This window comes from Candidatus Poriferisodalis sp. (assembly GCF_965219595.1).
Lineage (GTDB): Bacteria > Actinomycetota > Acidimicrobiia > Acidimicrobiales > Poriferisodalaceae > Poriferisodalis.
Genome location: NZ_OZ244781.1, coordinates 779295 through 796993, shown reverse-complemented (window position 1 = coordinate 796993; position 17699 = coordinate 779295). Strand labels below are relative to the sequence as shown.

Genomic DNA, 17699 nt, shown 5'->3' with positions numbered 1-17699 from the left:
AGCCCACCGGCACATCGATCCGCTGCATGAGCGGCTTGACAGGTTGGAAGCGACAATCGACGAACGCCGCGGGCCAGCACGACTTGAAACTCGGCGCGTCCGCCGGTTCTTCGCCGGTCGTCAGCGCAAGGAAAAGGCCCGTCTAGCGCTCGAGCAACTGGCAGCGCTGGTGAATGAGGCCTCGACGGTGCTGCTGGCGCACGAGATGTCGGATGCCCGATCGAAGCTGCCCGAGCGCCTGTCGGCTCAATCTCAGTGGGACGACTACATCGCCCGGTCGGTGACCTACAACGGACTTCTCATCGAGATCAGCGGCCAGGGTCCCGACGACGAGGCGTCGCACGGGTTCCTTCCCGAAGAGATTGTCGAGAAGATCCGAGCCTTCAAGCTCGACACGTCGCTGCTTCAGGTGTCCCTGCGTGGTTATCAGTCATTCGGGGCCAAGTTCGCGCTCATTCAGGGTCGAGCGATACTCGGTGACGAAATGGGCCTGGGCAAGACCATTGAGGCCCTTGCGGTGCTCTCGCATCTCCGGGCCCAAGGCGCCACTCACTTTCTCGTCGTCAGTCCCGCCAGTGTCCTGGCCAATTGGGAGCACGAGATCGATCGCCACACCTGTATCGAGCGGACTTGGAGGCTGCACGGCCTGGAACGCGATCGCAGTCTCGCCAGTTGGGCCCGGCTAGGTGGTATCGGTGTCACCACCTTCGACACGCTCCGATCCCTCGACGTCCCGGCAGTTCGGATCGCAGCGATGGTCGTCGACGAGGCCCATTACGTCAAGAATCCCGACGCCCTGCGCACTAGGTCTGTGCGGTCGTGGCTGACTCGGTCAGAACTATCGCTGCTGATGAGCGGCACGCCGATGGAGAACCGCGTCGAGGAGTTCCGCAATCTGGTGCATCACGTCCGACCGGACGTAGCAGCTGCTATCCGCACAACCGATGGAATTGCCGGGGCTGAAGCCTTCCGTAGGTCAGTTGGGCCCGTCTATCTCCGGCGCAATCAAACCGATGTTCTCGAGGAACTCCCGCCTCGGATCGAGACGGCCGAGTGGCTCCCGCTCGACGGTCCCGCAGCCGAGGTCTACCGGGCTGCAGTCGCGGCGAAGAACTTCATGTCGATGCGCCGAGCTGCCTTCCTCACTGACCGGGCACATGACTCGCCGAAGCTCAGCCGCCTTCTCGAGATAGCGGAGGAGGCGGCAGACAACGACCGCAAGGTAGTCGTCTTCTCCTATTTCCGTGACGTAATCGGCCGAGTCCACGCGGCGCTGGGGTCCTTGGCGTTCGGCCCGCTGACGGGCAGCGTGTCGGCAATTCAACGCCAGCAAATTGTGGACGACTTCGCGAGCCGCAAGGATCCCGCTGTCTTGGTGAGCCAGATCGAAGCCGGGGGAGTCGGGCTCAACATCCAGGCGGCCTCGGTCGTAGTCCTGACCGAACCGCAGTGGAAGCCCAGTACCGAGGACCAGGCCATCGCTCGCTGTCACCGGCTCGGCCAGTTACGGCCTGTCGAGGTTCATCGCTTGCTCACCGAGAACAGCGTCGACGAACGGATGCTTGTCATCCTCGCCCGCAAGTCGGCATTGTTCGCCGAGTACGTTCGACAGAGCGCCATGAAGGAAGCGACGCCCGAAGCCATCGATATCACCGACGACGAGCGCACCACCGAAGTCGCGAGCCAGGCCGAGCAAGAGCGCCGAATTATTGAACTGGAGCGTCGCCGGCTGGGACTCGAGCACGCATGAACGAAGATACGACGCGCCCCTCAGCCGCTTCCTACAGTTCAGATGTGTCGAAACTGGAGGATCTCGTCGCCGGATCGATTGCGGACGGGGTCGAACCCAATGGACCGGTCACGGTGGTGTCAGCGGTGTGGCATGGAGATCAGGCCATCACGCTGACGTATCGCGACTCGGCCAACCAGCCCCGAGAGCAACTTCTCTACCGTTCTGACGAGGGCACGTTTTCGATTCGCGAGGGAACCCGGCGGGCGTGGAGCTTCGATGGTGACGGCCACAGGTTCCGCCTTGCCGCCGAGGCTCGACGTATCCACCTCGCCCACCTCTTCGACCCGTACCTGGCGCTGACATCCAGCGAAGTCGACCCGCTGCCGCACCAGGTCGAGGCCGTCTACGGCGAGATGTTGTCACGTCAGCCACTGCGCTTCTTGCTCGCCGATGACCCAGGCGCTGGCAAGACGATCATGGCTGGCCTCTACATCAAGGAGCTCATCATCCGTGGTGACGCCGAGCGGGTGCTGGTGGTCGCGCCGGGAAGCCTCGTCAATCAGTGGCAGGACGAGCTATTCGACAAATTCGGTATGCGCTTCGAGGTGGTCACCAAGGAACACCTTGACAGTACCCACGTCGGTGAGGTGTTCCAGGAACGTGACCGGCTGATATGTCGCGTCGATCAGATCAGCCGCCGAGAGGATCTGGTGGAGCGATTGGCCCAAACCGACTGGGACCTCGTTGTAGTCGACGAGGCCCACCGCATGTCCGCGCACTTCTTCGGGTCCGAGGTCAAGAAGACGAAGAAGTACCAGCTGGGCGAGACCCTTGGCGCCGCCGCAAGGCACCTTCTTCTCATGACTGCCACGCCGCATTCCGGCAAGGAGGAGGACTTCCAGCTGTTCCTGGCTCTGCTCGACAGCGACCGTTTCGAGGGACGTTTCCGCGACGGGGTCCACTCTGTTGACCCCAGTGACCTCATGCGCCGCACGGTCAAGGAGAAACTGCTCACCTTCGATGGCCGGCCCCTATTCCCCGAGCGACGAGCCACCACCGTCGACTACGAGCTGTCCGACGACGAGATGACCCTCTACGACGAGGTCACCGAGTACGTCCGCGAGCAGATGAATCGGGCCGACCGGCTCACCGAAGAAGGTCAAGGGCGTCGCGGCAACACGGTTGGGTTCGCGTTGACGATGCTCCAGCGTCGACTCGCCTCGTCTCCCGAAGCCATCTACCAGTCGCTCTCACGCCGTCGGAAACGGCTGGAGAAGCGGATCATCGAAGAACGCCAACGGGCTCGCGCTGCAGCGTTTGGAATGACTCCACAGGAACAGCGGCTGTCCTCTCTTCTGTCGGATGACACGGTCGACGACAACGGGTTCGACCTCGACGCCTGGGATGACCTCGACGGAGAAGAACAGGAGGAGTTGGAATCTGAAGTCGTCGACGCCGCAACTGCGGCGGCCACCATCTCCGAACTCGAGCTCGAGATCAAGACGCTCGGGCAACTCGAATCTCTTGCCCGTCGCCTGCGGGGTGAAGGCGTCGATGCCAAGTGGGTCCAGCTCTCAGGCTTGCTCTCAACCGATCAGGCGATGTTCAAGCCCGACGGGTCACGTCGAAAGCTCCTCATCTTCACCGAACATCGCGACACCATGAACTACCTCGTCGACCGGCTCCGCACCTTCCTCGGTGACTCAGAGGCCGTCGAGTACATCTCCGGCAGCACTCCACGCGAGGATCGGCGCAAGATCCAGGCCCGCTTCACCCAAGACGAGACGTGCCTCGTGCTCGTTGCCACCGATGCAGCGGGTGAGGGCATCAATCTCCAACGAGCCCACTTGGTCATCAACTACGACCTTCCGTGGAACCCGAACCGCATCGAGCAGCGCTTCGGTCGCGTCCATCGAATCGGCCAGACCGAGGTCTGCCATATGTGGAATCTCGTCGCCGCCGAGACCCGCGAAGCGCAGGTGTACCTTCGTCTGCTCGACAAGATCGAACAGCAACGAATCGCTTACAAGGGCCAAGTCTTCGATGTGCTCGGGGAAGCACTGAGTGGTGCCGAGCTCCGACGGCTGCTCCTCGACGCCATCCGCTACGGAGAGGACCCCCAAGTTCGCGACCGCATCAACCACGTCATTGACGACACCGTTGAACAACGCATTCGGGACGCCATCGAGCACCCACCTCTCGCCGAAGAGACGATGGCCTTCGCCGACGTCGAACGCGTCCGCCAGGAGATGCAGGAGGCTTCGGCACGACGGCTTCAGCCCCACTACATACGGGCGTTCTTTGAGGCCGCGATAGCCCATCTTGGCGGCAAGCTCGTCGAGCGCGAGGCCGGTCGGTTCCAGATCTCCAACGTGCCCGCGTCGGTCCGCCAACGCGACCGGCAGATCGGCACCGGTGCACCAGTGCTCACGCGCTACGAGCGCATCACCTTCGAGAAGGAGCTCATCCGTCAGGTTGGCGCGCCTCCAGCTGAGCTTCTGGCCCCTGGCCATCCGTTGCTGAGCGCCACCATTGACCTGATCCTCGAACGACACCGAGGTCTGTTCACTCAAGGGACCGTGCTGGTAGATGAGACCGACCAAGGCGACCAACCCCGCGTGCTCATCATGCTTGAACATTCCATTGCTGACGGGCGGCCCACGCGCAGCCACCCTCACACAGTTGTCAGTCGAAGGTTCGAGTTTGTTGAGATCAAGGGTGGTGACCACGCCGTCGCTGCCGGCTACGCCCCATACCTCGACTACCGGCCGCCTAACGAAGACGAGATCGCTCACGTCACGTCGATTCTCGAATCAGAATGGCTCGATACTGACCTTGAGACCGTGGGACTCGATCACGCCATCAGCGTCGCTGTGCCCGAACACCTCGCCCGGGTTCGGCTCCATACCGAGAATCGCGTTGACGCCACGCTCGCCGCCGTCAAGGAACGACTGACGCGCGAGGTCAACTACTGGGACCATCGCGCCAACGAGCTCCAGCTGCGAGCTGACGCCGGCAAGACTCCCCAGGCCAATGCAGATCGGGCTCGCAAGCGAGCCGACCAGCTCGCCCTCCGCCTTGAATACCGCGTTGGCGAGCTCCAGGCCGAACGCAGCTTGCGGGCACTCCCTCCCGTCGTGATTGGCGGTGCTCTCGTCGTACCGGTTGGCCTCCTCCGCCGACTTGCGGGAATCGACGAACCAGAGGAGTTCGCCATTACCCGCGCCGAGGTCGAGCGTCGGGCCATCCAAGCCGTGCTCGCTGCCGAAGATCATCTCGGCTGGGAAGCAGTCGATCTCAATGAGGAGCATCGCAACCACCCTGGCTATGACATCCGGTCACGTCGCCCAGGACGAGATCACGAACCAGGTGGCATGAAGTTCATCGAGGTCAAAGGACGCATCGCCGGCGCACCGACGGTGACCATCAGTCGCAACGAGATCCTGACCGGACTGAACGACCCTGAGCACTTCGTGCTCGCACTCGTCGAAGTGTCGCCCGACGGCACAGACACCGTTCGGTACCTCCGCAGACCCTTCGACGGACGCAGCGACGACTTCGTCTTCGACGTCACAAGCGTCAATTTCACGTGGTCAGCGCTTTGGGACCGATCCGAGACACCATCATGATTAGGGCGTACAGGACCGCCGCGGCAATCGTGAGGAAGAGCGAGTGAGCGATCAGCCCGACAAGAAGAAACTGATCGAAGTCGCCCTCCCGCTCGATGCCATCAATGCTGAGTCAGCGCGTGAGAAGTCCATTCGGCACGGGCACCCTTCCACCCTTCACCTCTGGTGGGCCCGGCGACCACTCGCAGCGTGCCGAGCGGTCTTGTTCTCGCAGCTCGTTGACGACCCCTCTGCACACCCCGACGAGTTCCCGACGGAGGCTGAGCAGGGTGCCGAGCGGCAGCGCTTGTTCACGATCATCGAGAACCTTGTCAAGTGGGAGAACTCCACCAACGATGATGTGCTCGCCGCCGCACGGGCCGAGATCCGAAGATCCCTCGGTGACGACCCTCCGCCGTTACTCGACCCGTTCGCTGGTGGCGGCTCGATCCCTCTAGAGGCTCAGCGGCTCGGGCTAGACGTGTACGCCTCTGACTTGAACCCGGTAGCAGTCCTGATCAACAAGGCCCTGATAGAGATAACGATGCGCTGGGATGGCTCCGAACCGGTTCATCCGGACGCCGAGAATCGGACACGATGGCAGGGTGCCGAGGGACTGGCCGAGGATGTGCGCCGCTACGGGAATTGGCTCCGGGAACAGGCTTACGAACGCCTCTCTCCCAACTACCCCAAGGCTATGCGCCCCGATGGCTCCACTGCCGAGGTGATTGCCTGGATCTGGGCGCGTACTGTCAAATGCCCGAATCCGACCTGCGGTGCGCAGATGCCGCTTGCGCGATCTTTCTGGCTGAGCAGGAAGAAGGGCAAGGAAAGATATCTCTCCGCCGAGATCGAGAGCGGGGAGATCAACCTTGAAGTCCGGGGTCCGCGAGGTGAACCCGCCCCGGCGCCCAAAGTGACTCCCCGGGGTGCCAGCTTCAGATGTCTCGTGTGTGGCGAAATCTGCGAGGAGACGCACGTCAAGGAGACTCTCGCTGAGTCAGTGGACAGTTGCCTTGAGCTCGCCACATGCGTGCAGACCGAAGCTGGAAGGGAGTTTTTGGCAGGTTCAGCCCAAGTCATCACGACGCCCGTGGACCGCTCTGGGCCAGAACTCTCCGGGAACTCACGGCATATGGGCGGCGTGTCGTACGGCCTCCGGGATGTGAAATCGTTTTACACGGCACGCCAACTTGAGCTGATGGAAACTATGGTGTCACTAGCGCAGAATCTGCCTAAACTAGTGGAATCTGATGCACTCTCTCAGTGTAGATCGGCACCCCAAGCGAAGCGCTATGCGAAAGACCTGACTGTTCTTCTCGGGCTAACCATTTCGAAGATGGCTCGATTCCATACTACTCTCAGCACTTGGCGACCCGACGAGCAGAAGTTCAGGGGAGCCTTTGGCGGACCAGCGATGGAGATGACATGGGATTTCGCTGAGGCGAATCCATTTGCTGGTTCTGGTGGCGATATCAATGGCCTCATCGCCGGAACGGCTGATGTGCTCGACAGGTTACGTCCCGCTGCTCAGGGTAAGGTTGCGCAGAATGATGCGCGTCGTATTGGTGTGGATGAACGGAGAATCATCTGTACCGATCCCCCATACTACGACAACATTCCGTACAGTGATCTGGCCGATCATTTCTACTATTGGCTACGCAAGGTGGTACACGTCGCAGAGCCGGATCTTGTAGCAACGACTCTGACGCCCAAATCCGACGAGATCGTCGCCGACGCACACCGAGCCGGTTCGCGGCATGTGGCGGATTCAACGTTCCAGCAGGGCCTGAATGAGTTCTTTGTCGCTGCGAGGGAAGCGTCAGTAGACAATGTTCCAGTATGCGTCTATTATGCATTCAAGCAGGGAGAGAAGATCCGATCGACTGAGGATCTTCTTGGCTCAACGGGCTGGTCGACCATGCTTGAGGGCTTAGTCTCTGCGGGTTGGCAAGTGGTGGCCACTTGGCCCCTGCTGACCGAAGGCAAGACTCGTCGACGTGGCCTCGACAGCAATGCCCTTATGTCGTCGATCGTCCTGACATGTCGGAAGCGACCCAAGCGAGCGGCCATTGTCGATCGACAAGGCTTCGTCCTGCAACTGCGACGCGGGTTGCCCGATCCGCTGCGGGACCTGCAGCGATCTCACGTCGCACCCGTAGACCTACGCCAAGCGGCAATTGGCCCGGGCATGTCGATCTACTCAGGATTCGATCGGGTGGTGGAAGCGGACAACTCGCGCATGTCCGTCCAGACGGCATTGGGCCTGATCAACCAGGTTATTGACGAAGTTCTCGATTCACAAGAGCAGGACTTTGACTCGGAGACTCGATGGGCGATCCACTGGTTCGCCCAGTTCTTTCTAGAGAATGGTCCGTACGGAACTGCGGAGCAGTTGGCTCTGTCCATGAATGTGGCTGTGACCGGAATGGAGGAGTCAGGGATCCTGGAGTCAGGCGGGGGCAATGTGCGGTTGCTCAACCGGAATGAACTCCCGCCGGACTGGGACCCCCTCGCTGACCAGCGCACTCCGATCTGGGAGGCCACGCAGCATCTGGTGAAGCGGTTGGAGACCGAGGGCGAGGCGTCCGCAGCACGCTTGCTGAGACGCATGGGTGCTCTTGGCGATTCGGCCCAGCTGCTGGCGTACCGTCTCTACACGGTGTGCGAACGCACGAGGCCGAACCTGGCTGGGCCATACAACGCATTGGTGGCCTCGTGGTCCGAGATCCAGCGTCTCGCCAAAGAGATAGTGGATCCCACAGCTGAGTACGAGCAGTTGAGTCTCGACGGATGACCGTCGCGCAGCAGCCAGCGCAGCGAGAGGACTGAAGTATGGCCGAACTCACGAATAAGGCCCGGATCGGCGAAGCGTTTGACCTCCTCGCCCGAGGCCTCGAGCCATTCGTCGCACGTCACATGCAACGCACGACTCCGAACGGCAGGGAGTGGGCCGCGCACTTCGTCGCTACGTCGCGCAGCCCAGACCGGGAGTACTCGACCTCTGACCCGAGCTTCCTGCTCAACGTGATGATCGAGTGTTGGGACGGCGTGTTCCGCAGCCAGTTGCCTCGCTCGACTCGCAATCTGCTATTCACCTTGCGCGACAAGCGCAACGATTGGGCCCACAACCGCGCCATCCAACCGCACGATGCGCAGTTCACGCTTAGCGGCATCCTGACCCTTCTTGAGGCCATCGACGCCCGCGAGATAGACCGGGTCCATATCAGTCTCGACGAGCTGAACCGATCATTGTTCGCACGCGAGAGGAAGAAGGTGGAGACTGAGGGCGCCGCTTCAAACGTGCTCCAAGCTCCGAAGGCCGGCCTCAGGCCGTGGCGCGATGTCATTCGCCCGCACGACGACGTCTCGACCGGGATGTTCAGCGTTGCCGAGTTTGCCGCTGACCTTGAGCTCGTACGAAGAGGTGAAGGCAGCCCTGAGTACGTGGACCCGGTCCTGTTCTTCGAACGTACTTACCTGACAGTCGGGCTCGCGGAACTGCTGTCGTTCGGTGTGAAGCGCGTCACCAATCAGGGCGGTCAGCCCGTCATCAACTGCCAGACCAACTTTGGCGGTGGAAAGACCCACAGCCTCATTGCCCTCTACCACCTCTTCTCGGGCGTACCTCTGGACTCGCTACCTGATGAAGTCCGCCACATAGCTGCAGCGGCCGGTGTTGAAGAACTCCCGGCTGTGAACCGTGCGGTCGTAGTCGGCAACCGTTTCGCGGCTGGCGAGACGCACGAGAAGCCCGACGGCACCGTCGTTCACACCATCTGGGGTGAGATCGCATGGCAGCTCGCTGGGAAGCACGGCTACGCGCTGGTCGCGGAGTCCGACCGAAACGGCACGAATCCCGGTGACCGTATCCGTGACGTGTTCAAGCTCGCAGCTCCCTGCATGGTCCTTATTGACGAATGGGTCGCTTATGCCAGAGAGCTCTATGGGCAAGACACGCTCAAGGCTGGCAGTTTCGACAGTCAGTTCGGCTTCGCCCAGGCGCTTACCGAAGCTGCGCGCGGGACCGAGGGGGCGCTTTTTGTCGTGTCGATCCCTGCGTCCGAGGGAACCAGCTCATCGGACGAAGAGGCGCTGGCCAGCAGCCTCGAAGTCGGAGGCGTGGCGGGGCGAGAAGCACTGCATCGGCTGACCAACGTGGTCGCCCGTCAGGCCGAGCAATGGCAGCCGGCCAAGGGAGATGAAACCTTCGAGATCGTCCGGCGACGCCTGTTCGAGCCGCTCGACCCCGATCAGGCCGCCGACCGGGATGCGACTGCTGAAGCCTTCGGTGAGCTGTACCGCAGCCAACGAGCCGACTTTCCCTCCGAATGCAGGGAGATGGCTTATGTCGAAAGGATCAAGACGGCCTACCCCATCCACCCTGAGGTCTTCGACCGGCTCTACGAGGATTGGTCCACCGTCGATCGCTTCCAGCGGACTCGCGGCGTGCTTCGCCTCATGGCCGCCGTCATCTCGTCGCTATGGGAGAGCGATGATCGATCGCCACTGATCTTGCCTTGTTCGATTCCGTTGATGGACAGCCGCGTCAGTGGCGAGCTGGCCGGCAAGCTGCCTGACTATTGGGCGCCGGTCATTGACGCCGACGTCGATGGCCCGACGTCGCGCGCTTGGCAGATCGACCGCGAGGTGCCTGCGCTCGGTCAACACCACGCAACCCGCCGGGTTGCGCGGACGATCTTCCTCGGCGCGACTCCGAACGTTGGACACGCAAACCGTGGGATCGAGACCGAACGGGTTCGTCTGGGTGCCACCTTCGCCGGCGAGAAGCCCGGGTTCGTGGCCGACGCTCTCAACCGACTCTCGGCCCACGCCCCGTATCTGTACGTCGATCGCAATCGGTACTGGTTCGACCGCCAGCAGAACGTCAACCGCACGGCCCGCGACGAAGCAGCGCGACTGCTGTCCGGTGACAAGCACGAAGTTCGCGACGAGATCGTGCAACGCCTCCGCGCCGAGCACGGCGACGGTGACTTCCGGCGAGTTCATGTCGCGCCTGCTACCACGAACGATGTGGCCGACGACCCGATGTGTCGGCTCGTTGTGCTGGGCCCCGACGCTCCTCACATCGCGAAGGCCGAGGAGTCGCCGGCGCTCGAAGCGTCTCGAACGATCCTCGACCAGCGCGGCAACAGCCCACGGCAGTACCGCAACATGATGGTGTTCGCCGTGTGCGACCAGCGATCCCTCGAAGGGCTCGAAGAGGCAACGGCCGAGTTTCTGGCGTGGTCGTCGATCGGCGAACGCGTCGAAGAACTGAACCTCGATGCTCACCAGACCGCGCAGGCCAATACCCGTCGCCAGCAATCTGACGACGCCGTAGGTCTTCGAATAGCGGAGGCTTACAAGTACGCGGTCGTTCCCCGACAGGATGACTCGACCGGTGCCGTCGCGCTCGATGTCGTCTCGCTCGACCAGCAGGGTTCGGTTGCACAGCGGGTCAGCCGCAAACTCGTCTCCCAAGGGAGCTTGGCAGTTCAGTTCCCACCGGTGATGTTGCGCCTCAAGCTCGACAACGAGCTCGCATCGCGATGGGAGGACGGCCACGTGTCGGTCTCGCAGCTTTGGGAGGACTTCGCCAAGTATCTCTATCTGCCCCGTCTTCGAGACCAAGGAGTTTTGTTGTCGACGATCGAAGCCGGGCCGTCTTCAACCGTCTGGCAATCGGAGGGATTCGCCGTCGCAGTCGGCCTTGATGACGGCACCGGCCGCTATCTCGGGCTGACGGCAGGCTTTCACCCGAGTCCGCTCACTCCGACTGCGTTGGTGGTCAAACCCGAGGTCGCCAACCGCCAGATGGAGAACGAGGCCCAGACCCCGGGGGAACAACCCGGTCCCGGTCCCGGTGGCGGAGCGCCCGAGGCTGGAGACGGCGAGGAGACTCCTGAATCGCCCCCCGACGTCCGGGTGTTTCGAGGGTCGATCAGCCTCGACGACACACGACCCGTAAGGCACTTCGGTGACATCAGCAAGGAGATCCTCGATCACTTCGCCAGCCAGATCGGCATCGACCTTGATGTACAGCTCATCATCACTGCTGAGAATCAAGATGGGTTTACCGACCACATCATTCGAACGATCACCGAGAACGCTCGAACACTGAGGTTCGATGACGGCACTGGCTTCTCGGAGGAGTAGCCCGCGTGCTCACTGCAATCGAGGCCAGGGCTGCGCTGTGACCGGAGCGGCGGACCAAGGGCCGGCCAGTGGCGGGACATTGGAACTGCTGCAGTCGTTCGACGGCCGGCTGCAAAGCGTCGCCTCAGGAGTGGCACGCGGGGAATACGTGTTCTGGTTGGGCTCGGGATTATCGCGTTCGGTTGTACCCGATGTAGGGGAGCTGCTCAGGAAACTTCTGTCGTACGTCCAATCACGAATTGACCCGGCCGACGAGGCTTGCCGTTTTAGGAAAGCTCTTCGCGAGATCCTAGAAATCGCGGGGAAAGATCTTGCGCAGGTTCCGTTAACGACTTCGGTCGATGCTTGGCCCCAGATCGACGAGATCGTGCAGCAACTCACAGGCCAATACTCTTTGGTGTTTGGCGTGCTCGTGGACGACGAAGACTCGGACTTCTTGCTATGGGAGGGAGTCGATGTCGTCAACACGTACGGATCTCCGGATCTCGAACCGGCGGCGGAGCACCTCTGCCTCGCCATTCTCATGCTCGAGGGGGTCATCCGGAGCGCTGCCTCTGCAAACTGGGACGGTCTCGTCGAGCGGGCGATCCATCGATTGACCGGCGAAGCAACTGGCTATCTGCGAGTCGTCGTCCTGCCTGATGAGTTCTCAGAGCCCGAATCTCGATGTGACCTCCTTAAGTTCCATGGATGTGCAGTGAAGGCTCGCGAAGACCTTGATGCATACCGAAAGGCACTGATCGCGCAACATTTGCAAGTCTTGGGCTGGGCGGCCGGTTCCCACAACCCTGTGATGAAGGGCCACCTTGAGCATCTCGTGGCGACGAGCAACGCTCTAGTGGTCGGCCTGTCGGCCCAAGACGCGAATATTCAAACGATCTTGCACAATGCAGCCGAAAACCTTGGGCGTACTTGGCCTGTCATGCCACCCGCTGTTGTGTTTGCGCTAGAGGATTTGAAGCAGGCCCAAAGGGACGTTCTTCGAATCACATATGGGCAGAGCTTCGCCGAACATCGTGACGAGATCGAGGCGGCAGCCCTTCTCGGGGCCTACGCGCAGCCGCTTCTCCTCGCTCTAGTTCTCTACATCCTGGCCGGCAAGCTGTCTTCGCTCGTTGCAGTGATCTCGTCCGAAGTGATTGACGATGCAACCAAGGAGGCGCTACAGGAAGGCATACGCGACTTGCGGGACCTGGTAGCGCGAGCTCCGGACGACGACGCCTTAGGGTTCGTTGAACGCCTTATCGCAGGCGTGGGGATCGTGCTGTCGATGTTTCGCACCGGAGCGCCATTCGATGCCACCGATCGCCGCTACGACCCACTCACAGCTCAGCCGATCGAGCAGACGGTGCTTGACCCCAACGTCGATACGGATGCGCTCGGGTACTTGGCAGTAGCGGCCTCGCTGATCGGCCGAGGTGCTGCCGAACATCTCTGGAAACTGGAGCCAGGCGATGTCGATGTTCCAGAGGAAGGTGCCTTCACAGTCGAGAGCACGTCGGGCAACTCACACGTGTTCTTGGTGCGAGACTCAAGCGTGCTGGCTCAGCTAGAGGGGCATGGGCACATCGACATGAGTGACGGCAGTGTGCTTGCGATTCATGCGAAGGCGATTCCACCACGACAAGCCCGGTCGCCGAAGACTCGCTACGGACGGACCGGTTGGCAGCCAGCGAGACAGGTCGCAATCGAGACGATCGCCGGCGACGCACCGGACTTCCAGGCACTCATGGGGGCATTTCGCCAAGGGGCCGATTTGTGAACGCCGCGGTTGAGTCGGTGCTCGCGGAGCTTGAGTCGGCTGGATTCCGAAGACTTCCGAAGCCACTGGTCGTTGCCGGCGCGGCATTTGACTTCGACGCTGCCGTCACGGGCACAGGAGTCTCGCATGACCTCGTGGTTGTGGGTGGCCAAGGGGCAGACCCGGTCCACCTCATCCAGCTCCTGTCAGGTCTGAACAGGAGTCTGGATCGCATTGCGTCGCGAAGGCCCGTGAGCTTGGCACTCGTCGGGTCTCGTCCAGAGCCCGCGACATTGGCTGAACTCGAAGACAACGCTCGAGTCATGGTCATCGAGAGTGAGCTTCCAGAGCCCTCGGACATACGAAACGCGATCGCGGTGTTGTTCCCGCTGCGCCTTCCGCCCACCGCACAGGAGGTCGTTGACCCACTCGATGAAGTCGTGGCCGATCTCGGCCACTCGGTTTCTGACGGACACCGATTGCTCATTGATGCCGCACGCACCGGGCCCGAGGCAGTCCAGCAGGCGCTCCGCCGTTACCTGGACGATGCGCTGCAGGACGGCACGGAGCAGGACGAGGGGGAGGAGACTCCGTGACCCCACTCCCCCTTCGCCGAGTGCTGATCTCTAACTTCCGGCGTATCAAGGGCAGCTGGGGCATTCTGCTGGACGCCCCGATCGTCCTGATTCACGGTGCCAATGGGAGTGGGAAGACGAGCATTCTCTCCGCGATTGAACTCGGACTCACGGGTGAGATCCGGGCCATGCACCGCCAAGACGACCGCTACACAGCACACCTGCCACATCGTGGCTCGTCCTTTGCGACAATCGAAGTAGACATCGCTGGCGACGACGGTCGCGCGCATCTGCCGACGCGGACCACGGTAGGCGGAGACGAGGTCAGGGGCGCTCCGACACTCGACCCAGAGACGGCCCAGTTCTTCGCTGAGCGCTCATATCTCGACCAAGCATCTCTGGGTCAGCTATTGGACCTCTATCAGTACACAGAAGGCAATCAGGAGTCCGCGCTTGCTCGATTCGTGAGTGAGCTACTCGGCCTTGATCAGTTGGACGCGCTGAGATCTGGCCTGCATGACGCGACAGATATTCGGCGGTTGAGGAATCTCTCGGACCACTACGCCGACGCAGAGAGTGAAGTGAAGCAATCCACTGCTGTGATCGAGATTACTTCCGGTGAACTGTCGAGGGCCGAGGGCGAGCTTGCTGAGATACGTGAGCGGCTTGTGGCGGTGCTGGCGAGTCTGGGCCTAAGTGCGGCTCTCCCCGGATCGGAAGGAGATCTGGAAGAGATCGAGTCTCTGCTCACCGAGGGAGACCAGGCTGGAGCGCTTGCTGCGTCGGAGTAGCGCGTTAGGGCGATGACTGAACTCCGCGGCCGAATTCGCGGACTCGGCCAGCGCCCGGCAGCGGCGCGCTTCGAGGAAGCCCGCGCTCTACTCGCAGCCGCTGAGGCGGCGCTTCAGGAGTGGCGCGCATCCTATGAGGCCCCGATCCAAGCACTTCGTGACGACGTTGCCGCGCTCGGCCTAGGCGCCGGCCCCACGCTTCGACAATCGTTGGTAGACGAAACCAGAGCCATAGAGCTCCGCATCGCGGAGCACGGCACTGCTGTTGCCCAGCTCGCCGAAGTCAAGCAGACCTCGGCCGATCTTCATCTCCGGCTAGACCGCGTCAATACCGAAATCGCGGCAAGAGAGTCACAGGCGGGCACGTTGGCGACGGTGCTGGCCGAGTTGCGGGATCAAGCCTCGGAGGGCATCTGCCCTGTTTGCGGGCGCTTCGCGTTTGCGCGTGGAGTAGCTGTGTGAGGGTCACGGCCTGATTGGGAGGGATCCCCCAGAATCGGAGGTGTTCGTAGCCCCGAGTTCTGGAGGATCCCTGTGAGGGTTGACGCTATTCGCGCGTTGCATGTGGTTGTCGGCTTGGGCGCCGGCGTGACGGTGACCGGTGTGAGGGACCGCGACGGCGGTCCGCTCGAGATCGGGGTCGAGCTGGCGGGGCGGCCGTGCTGTGTCGGCTGCGGGGGGCCGGTGTGGGCGCACAGCGCGAGCACGGTGAGGCTGGCTGATCTGCCGGCGTTCGGGCGGCCGGTGCGGCTGGGGTGGCGCAAGCGCCGCTGGCGCTGCCCCGACGGGTCGTGCGCGGTAGGCACGTTCACCGACCAGGACCCCGCAGTCGCGCCGCCCAGGGCGCGGATGACCAGCCGGGCAGCGCGTCACGCGACCCGCCGCGCGGGTGCCGGTCGGGCGGTCAGCGAGATCGCCGCCGAGCTGGGTGCGGGATGGCACACGGTGATGCGGGCAGTGCACCGGTGGGGATCGGCGCTGCTCGATGCCGACTCGGCACGCCTCGACGGGGTAACCGCTTTGGGCCTGGACGAGATTTTGATGTTCCGCCGCGGCCGGTACCGAGAAAAGCACTGGGGCACCACGATCGTGGACACCCGCCGCGGCAGGCTGCTCGACATAGTCGCTGGTCGCAGCGCCGACGGGGCCACCGCATGGATCCGAGCGAGATCGTCGCTATGGCGCAAGCAGATCCGCTGGGGCGTGATGGACCTGTCGGGTCCCTATCGCAAGACGTTCACCGACGCTTTGGCGCACGCCCGCCAGGTCGCTGACCCGTTCCACGTGATCAAGCTCGCCAACTCGGCTATCGACGACGTGCGCCGCCGGGTTCAGAACGAGACCACCGGCGGGCGAGGCACCAAACACGACCCCCTCTACCGGATACGCAGACTGCTGCTCAAAGCGTCCGAGCGAGTCACCGACCGCGGACGAGCCAAGCTGCGGGGCCTGCTCGCAGCCGGCGACCCCCGCGGCGAGGTGCGCGACGCGTGGCACGCGAAGGAGACCCTGCGCGGCGTCTACCGGATCCCAAAACGCAGCGTCGCCGCCGAGACGCTCGACGAGCTCGCCCGCGACCTCCAAGACGACACGTTCTCGGCGGAGCTGAACAAGCTCGGCCGCACCCTGGTGGGCTTCCCCCCAAATTTGGGAGGGTCGGTCAGTCGTTGTTGGCTTGTTCGTAGTCGATGGGGCTGGTCATGTCGAGGGTGCTGTGCAGCCGTCGGGGGTTGTACCAGTCGGTGATCCATCTGGCGATGTCGCGTCTGGCTTGGCGGCGTGTGGCCCAGTGTCGCTTGTGGATGAGTTCGTGGGTGAGAGTCGAGAAGAACGACTCGGCTGGGGCGTTGTCCAAAGCGCAGCCGACCCGTCCGGTGGAGCGGGTGATGCCGAGATTCTCGCAGGCCAGGGCGAAGTCGCCGGCGGTGTACTGGGTGCCCTTGTCGCTGTGGAAGATCACCCCGGCGACGTCGCCGCCTCGGGTGGCGACGGCCATCTCGACGGCGGCCTGGGCGAGCTCGGCTGTGGGATGGGAGTTCGAGGTCGCGAACCCCACGATGCGCCTCGAGTACAGGTCCATGACCGCGGCGAGGTGCACTTTGCCCTCGCCGGTGGGGATCTCTTTGAAGTCCCCCACCCAGCGCCGGTCGGCCGCGTCGGCGGTGAAGTCGCGTCCGATCAGGTCCTCGGGGGCGGCGTCGCGGTCGTCTGTGCGGGAGCGACGGCGCTTGGTGGGGCGTGCGACCAGGCCCTGGCGGGCCATGGAGGCCTCCACGGACTTCTTCGACACAGCCCGCCCCGCTCGGCGCAGCTGCACCCGCACCCTGGGGGACCCGTAGGTCCCACCGGAGTCCTCGAAGCAGCGCTTCACCGCTGCGTCGAGATCGGCCCGCCGCGCCTCGATGCCCGACGGCGGCCCGTGGCGCCACCGGTAGAACCACGACTCGCCCACCCCCAGCGCCCGGCACGCGACCGCGTGGGGGATGCCGTGATCGGTCCTCTGGGAAGCCACAAACCGCGCCAGGGTCACCTTGTCGCCTCGTTCACCCACAGGACCACGGATCGTTTGAGCACGTCGCGCTCCATCTCCAGCTCAGCGCAGCGGCGCCGCAGCCGGACCAGCTCGGCACGCTCGTCAGCGTCCAGAACGCCCTCCCCGCCAGCCTGACGCTCCGCTTTGACCCAGTTGCCCAAAGTGCCCGCGTGAATCCCAAGATCGCGGGCGACCACAGCGATCGGCTTGCCTGTCTCTGTCACGATCCTCACCGCACCCGCGCGGAACTCCGGATCGAACCTTCTTCTTGTCTCTGGCACAGCTCCCCTTCCTCAAAGAGCATGCCTCCCAGATTCCGGGGGAAGCCCACTGGCCACCTGGCGCACCCAGATCACGAACTGGCACCGGTCGCGTGTGACCAACGGGCCGACCGAAGCAGCGAACAACCTCGCCAAGCTGATCAAGCGGGTGTCGTTCGGGATCACCAACTTCGACCACTACCGCACACGAGTCCTGCTGTATGCAGGCAAGCCCGACTGGACCCTGCTCGACACGCTGACTCCACGCTAAAACACGAAGAGCCTGTTTGCGATCGAGAC

At 62.8% G+C, this 17699-nt stretch carries 12 protein-coding genes; 10 read left to right on the top strand and 2 right to left on the bottom strand.

What is annotated here, in order from left to right; all coding sequences use genetic code 11:
• The first annotated feature begins 169 nt into the window (after nucleotides 1-169).
• The 9 genes from ACOQPE_RS03290 (at nucleotide 170) to ACOQPE_RS03250 (ending at nucleotide 16352) form a co-directional block, all read left to right on the top strand.
• The gene (locus ACOQPE_RS03290; RefSeq protein ID WP_420610493.1) at nucleotides 170-1750 is read left to right on the top strand and encodes a DEAD/DEAH box helicase; all 1581 of its coding nucleotides are present in this window, start codon (nucleotides 170-172) and stop codon (nucleotides 1748-1750) included.
• A 44-nt stretch (nucleotides 1751-1794) separates the two neighbouring features.
• Nucleotides 1795-5361: a helicase-related protein gene (locus tag ACOQPE_RS03285; protein WP_420610492.1), complete on the top strand. Its 3567-nt coding sequence runs from the start codon at nucleotides 1795-1797 to the stop codon at nucleotides 5359-5361.
• A gap of 43 nt (nucleotides 5362-5404) precedes the next feature.
• On the top strand, nucleotides 5405-8137 hold the full coding sequence (locus ACOQPE_RS03280) for a DUF1156 domain-containing protein (RefSeq protein WP_420610491.1): 2733 nt from the start codon (nucleotides 5405-5407) through the stop codon (nucleotides 8135-8137).
• 38 nt (nucleotides 8138-8175) lie between these two features.
• Nucleotides 8176-11499 carry a DUF499 domain-containing protein gene (locus ACOQPE_RS03275; RefSeq protein WP_420610490.1) on the top strand — a complete coding sequence of 1108 codons (3324 nt, stop codon included), beginning with the start codon at nucleotides 8176-8178 and terminating at the stop codon, nucleotides 11497-11499.
• Between the two features lie 79 nt (nucleotides 11500-11578).
• Nucleotides 11579-13261: an SIR2 family protein gene (locus ACOQPE_RS03270; protein WP_420610489.1), complete on the top strand. Its 1683-nt coding sequence runs from the start codon at nucleotides 11579-11581 to the stop codon at nucleotides 13259-13261.
• 302 nt (nucleotides 13262-13563) lie between these two features.
• The gene (locus tag ACOQPE_RS03265; RefSeq protein WP_420610488.1) at nucleotides 13564-13836 is read left to right on the top strand and encodes a hypothetical protein; all 273 of its coding nucleotides are present in this window, start codon (nucleotides 13564-13566) and stop codon (nucleotides 13834-13836) included.
• A gap of 20 nt (nucleotides 13837-13856) precedes the next feature.
• Complete coding sequence (locus ACOQPE_RS03260; RefSeq protein ID WP_420610487.1) at nucleotides 13857-14606, top strand: AAA family ATPase; 750 nt, start codon at nucleotides 13857-13859, stop codon at nucleotides 14604-14606.
• Between the two features lie 12 nt (nucleotides 14607-14618).
• Entirely contained in the window at nucleotides 14619-15068 is a 450-nt protein-coding gene (locus ACOQPE_RS03255) for a hypothetical protein (protein ID WP_420610486.1), read from the top strand.
• Between the two features lie 72 nt (nucleotides 15069-15140).
• The gene (locus tag ACOQPE_RS03250) at nucleotides 15141-16352 is read left to right on the top strand and encodes an ISL3 family transposase (RefSeq protein WP_420610485.1); all 1212 of its coding nucleotides are present in this window, start codon (nucleotides 15141-15143) and stop codon (nucleotides 16350-16352) included.
• Here the strand turns inward: ACOQPE_RS03250 and ACOQPE_RS03245 are convergent.
• Nucleotides 16267-17157: an IS3 family transposase gene (locus tag ACOQPE_RS03245; RefSeq protein WP_420609513.1), complete on the bottom strand. Its 891-nt coding sequence runs from the start codon at nucleotides 17155-17157 to the stop codon at nucleotides 16267-16269. The two genes, ACOQPE_RS03250 and ACOQPE_RS03245, sit on opposite strands and share 86 nt — an antisense overlap.
• Nucleotides 17133-17420: a transposase gene (locus tag ACOQPE_RS03240; protein ID WP_420609514.1), complete on the bottom strand. Its 288-nt coding sequence runs from the start codon at nucleotides 17418-17420 to the stop codon at nucleotides 17133-17135. Before ACOQPE_RS03240 ends, ACOQPE_RS03245 begins: the two co-directional genes overlap by 25 nt.
• On the opposite strand from ACOQPE_RS03240, the gene ACOQPE_RS03235 reads away from it, so the two are divergent.
• Nucleotides 17347-17670, top strand: coding sequence for a transposase (locus ACOQPE_RS03235; RefSeq protein ID WP_420610484.1), 324 nt, complete (start codon nucleotides 17347-17349; stop codon nucleotides 17668-17670). The genes ACOQPE_RS03240 and ACOQPE_RS03235 overlap by 74 nt on opposite strands.
• Nucleotides 17671-17699: the final 29 nt, after the last annotated feature.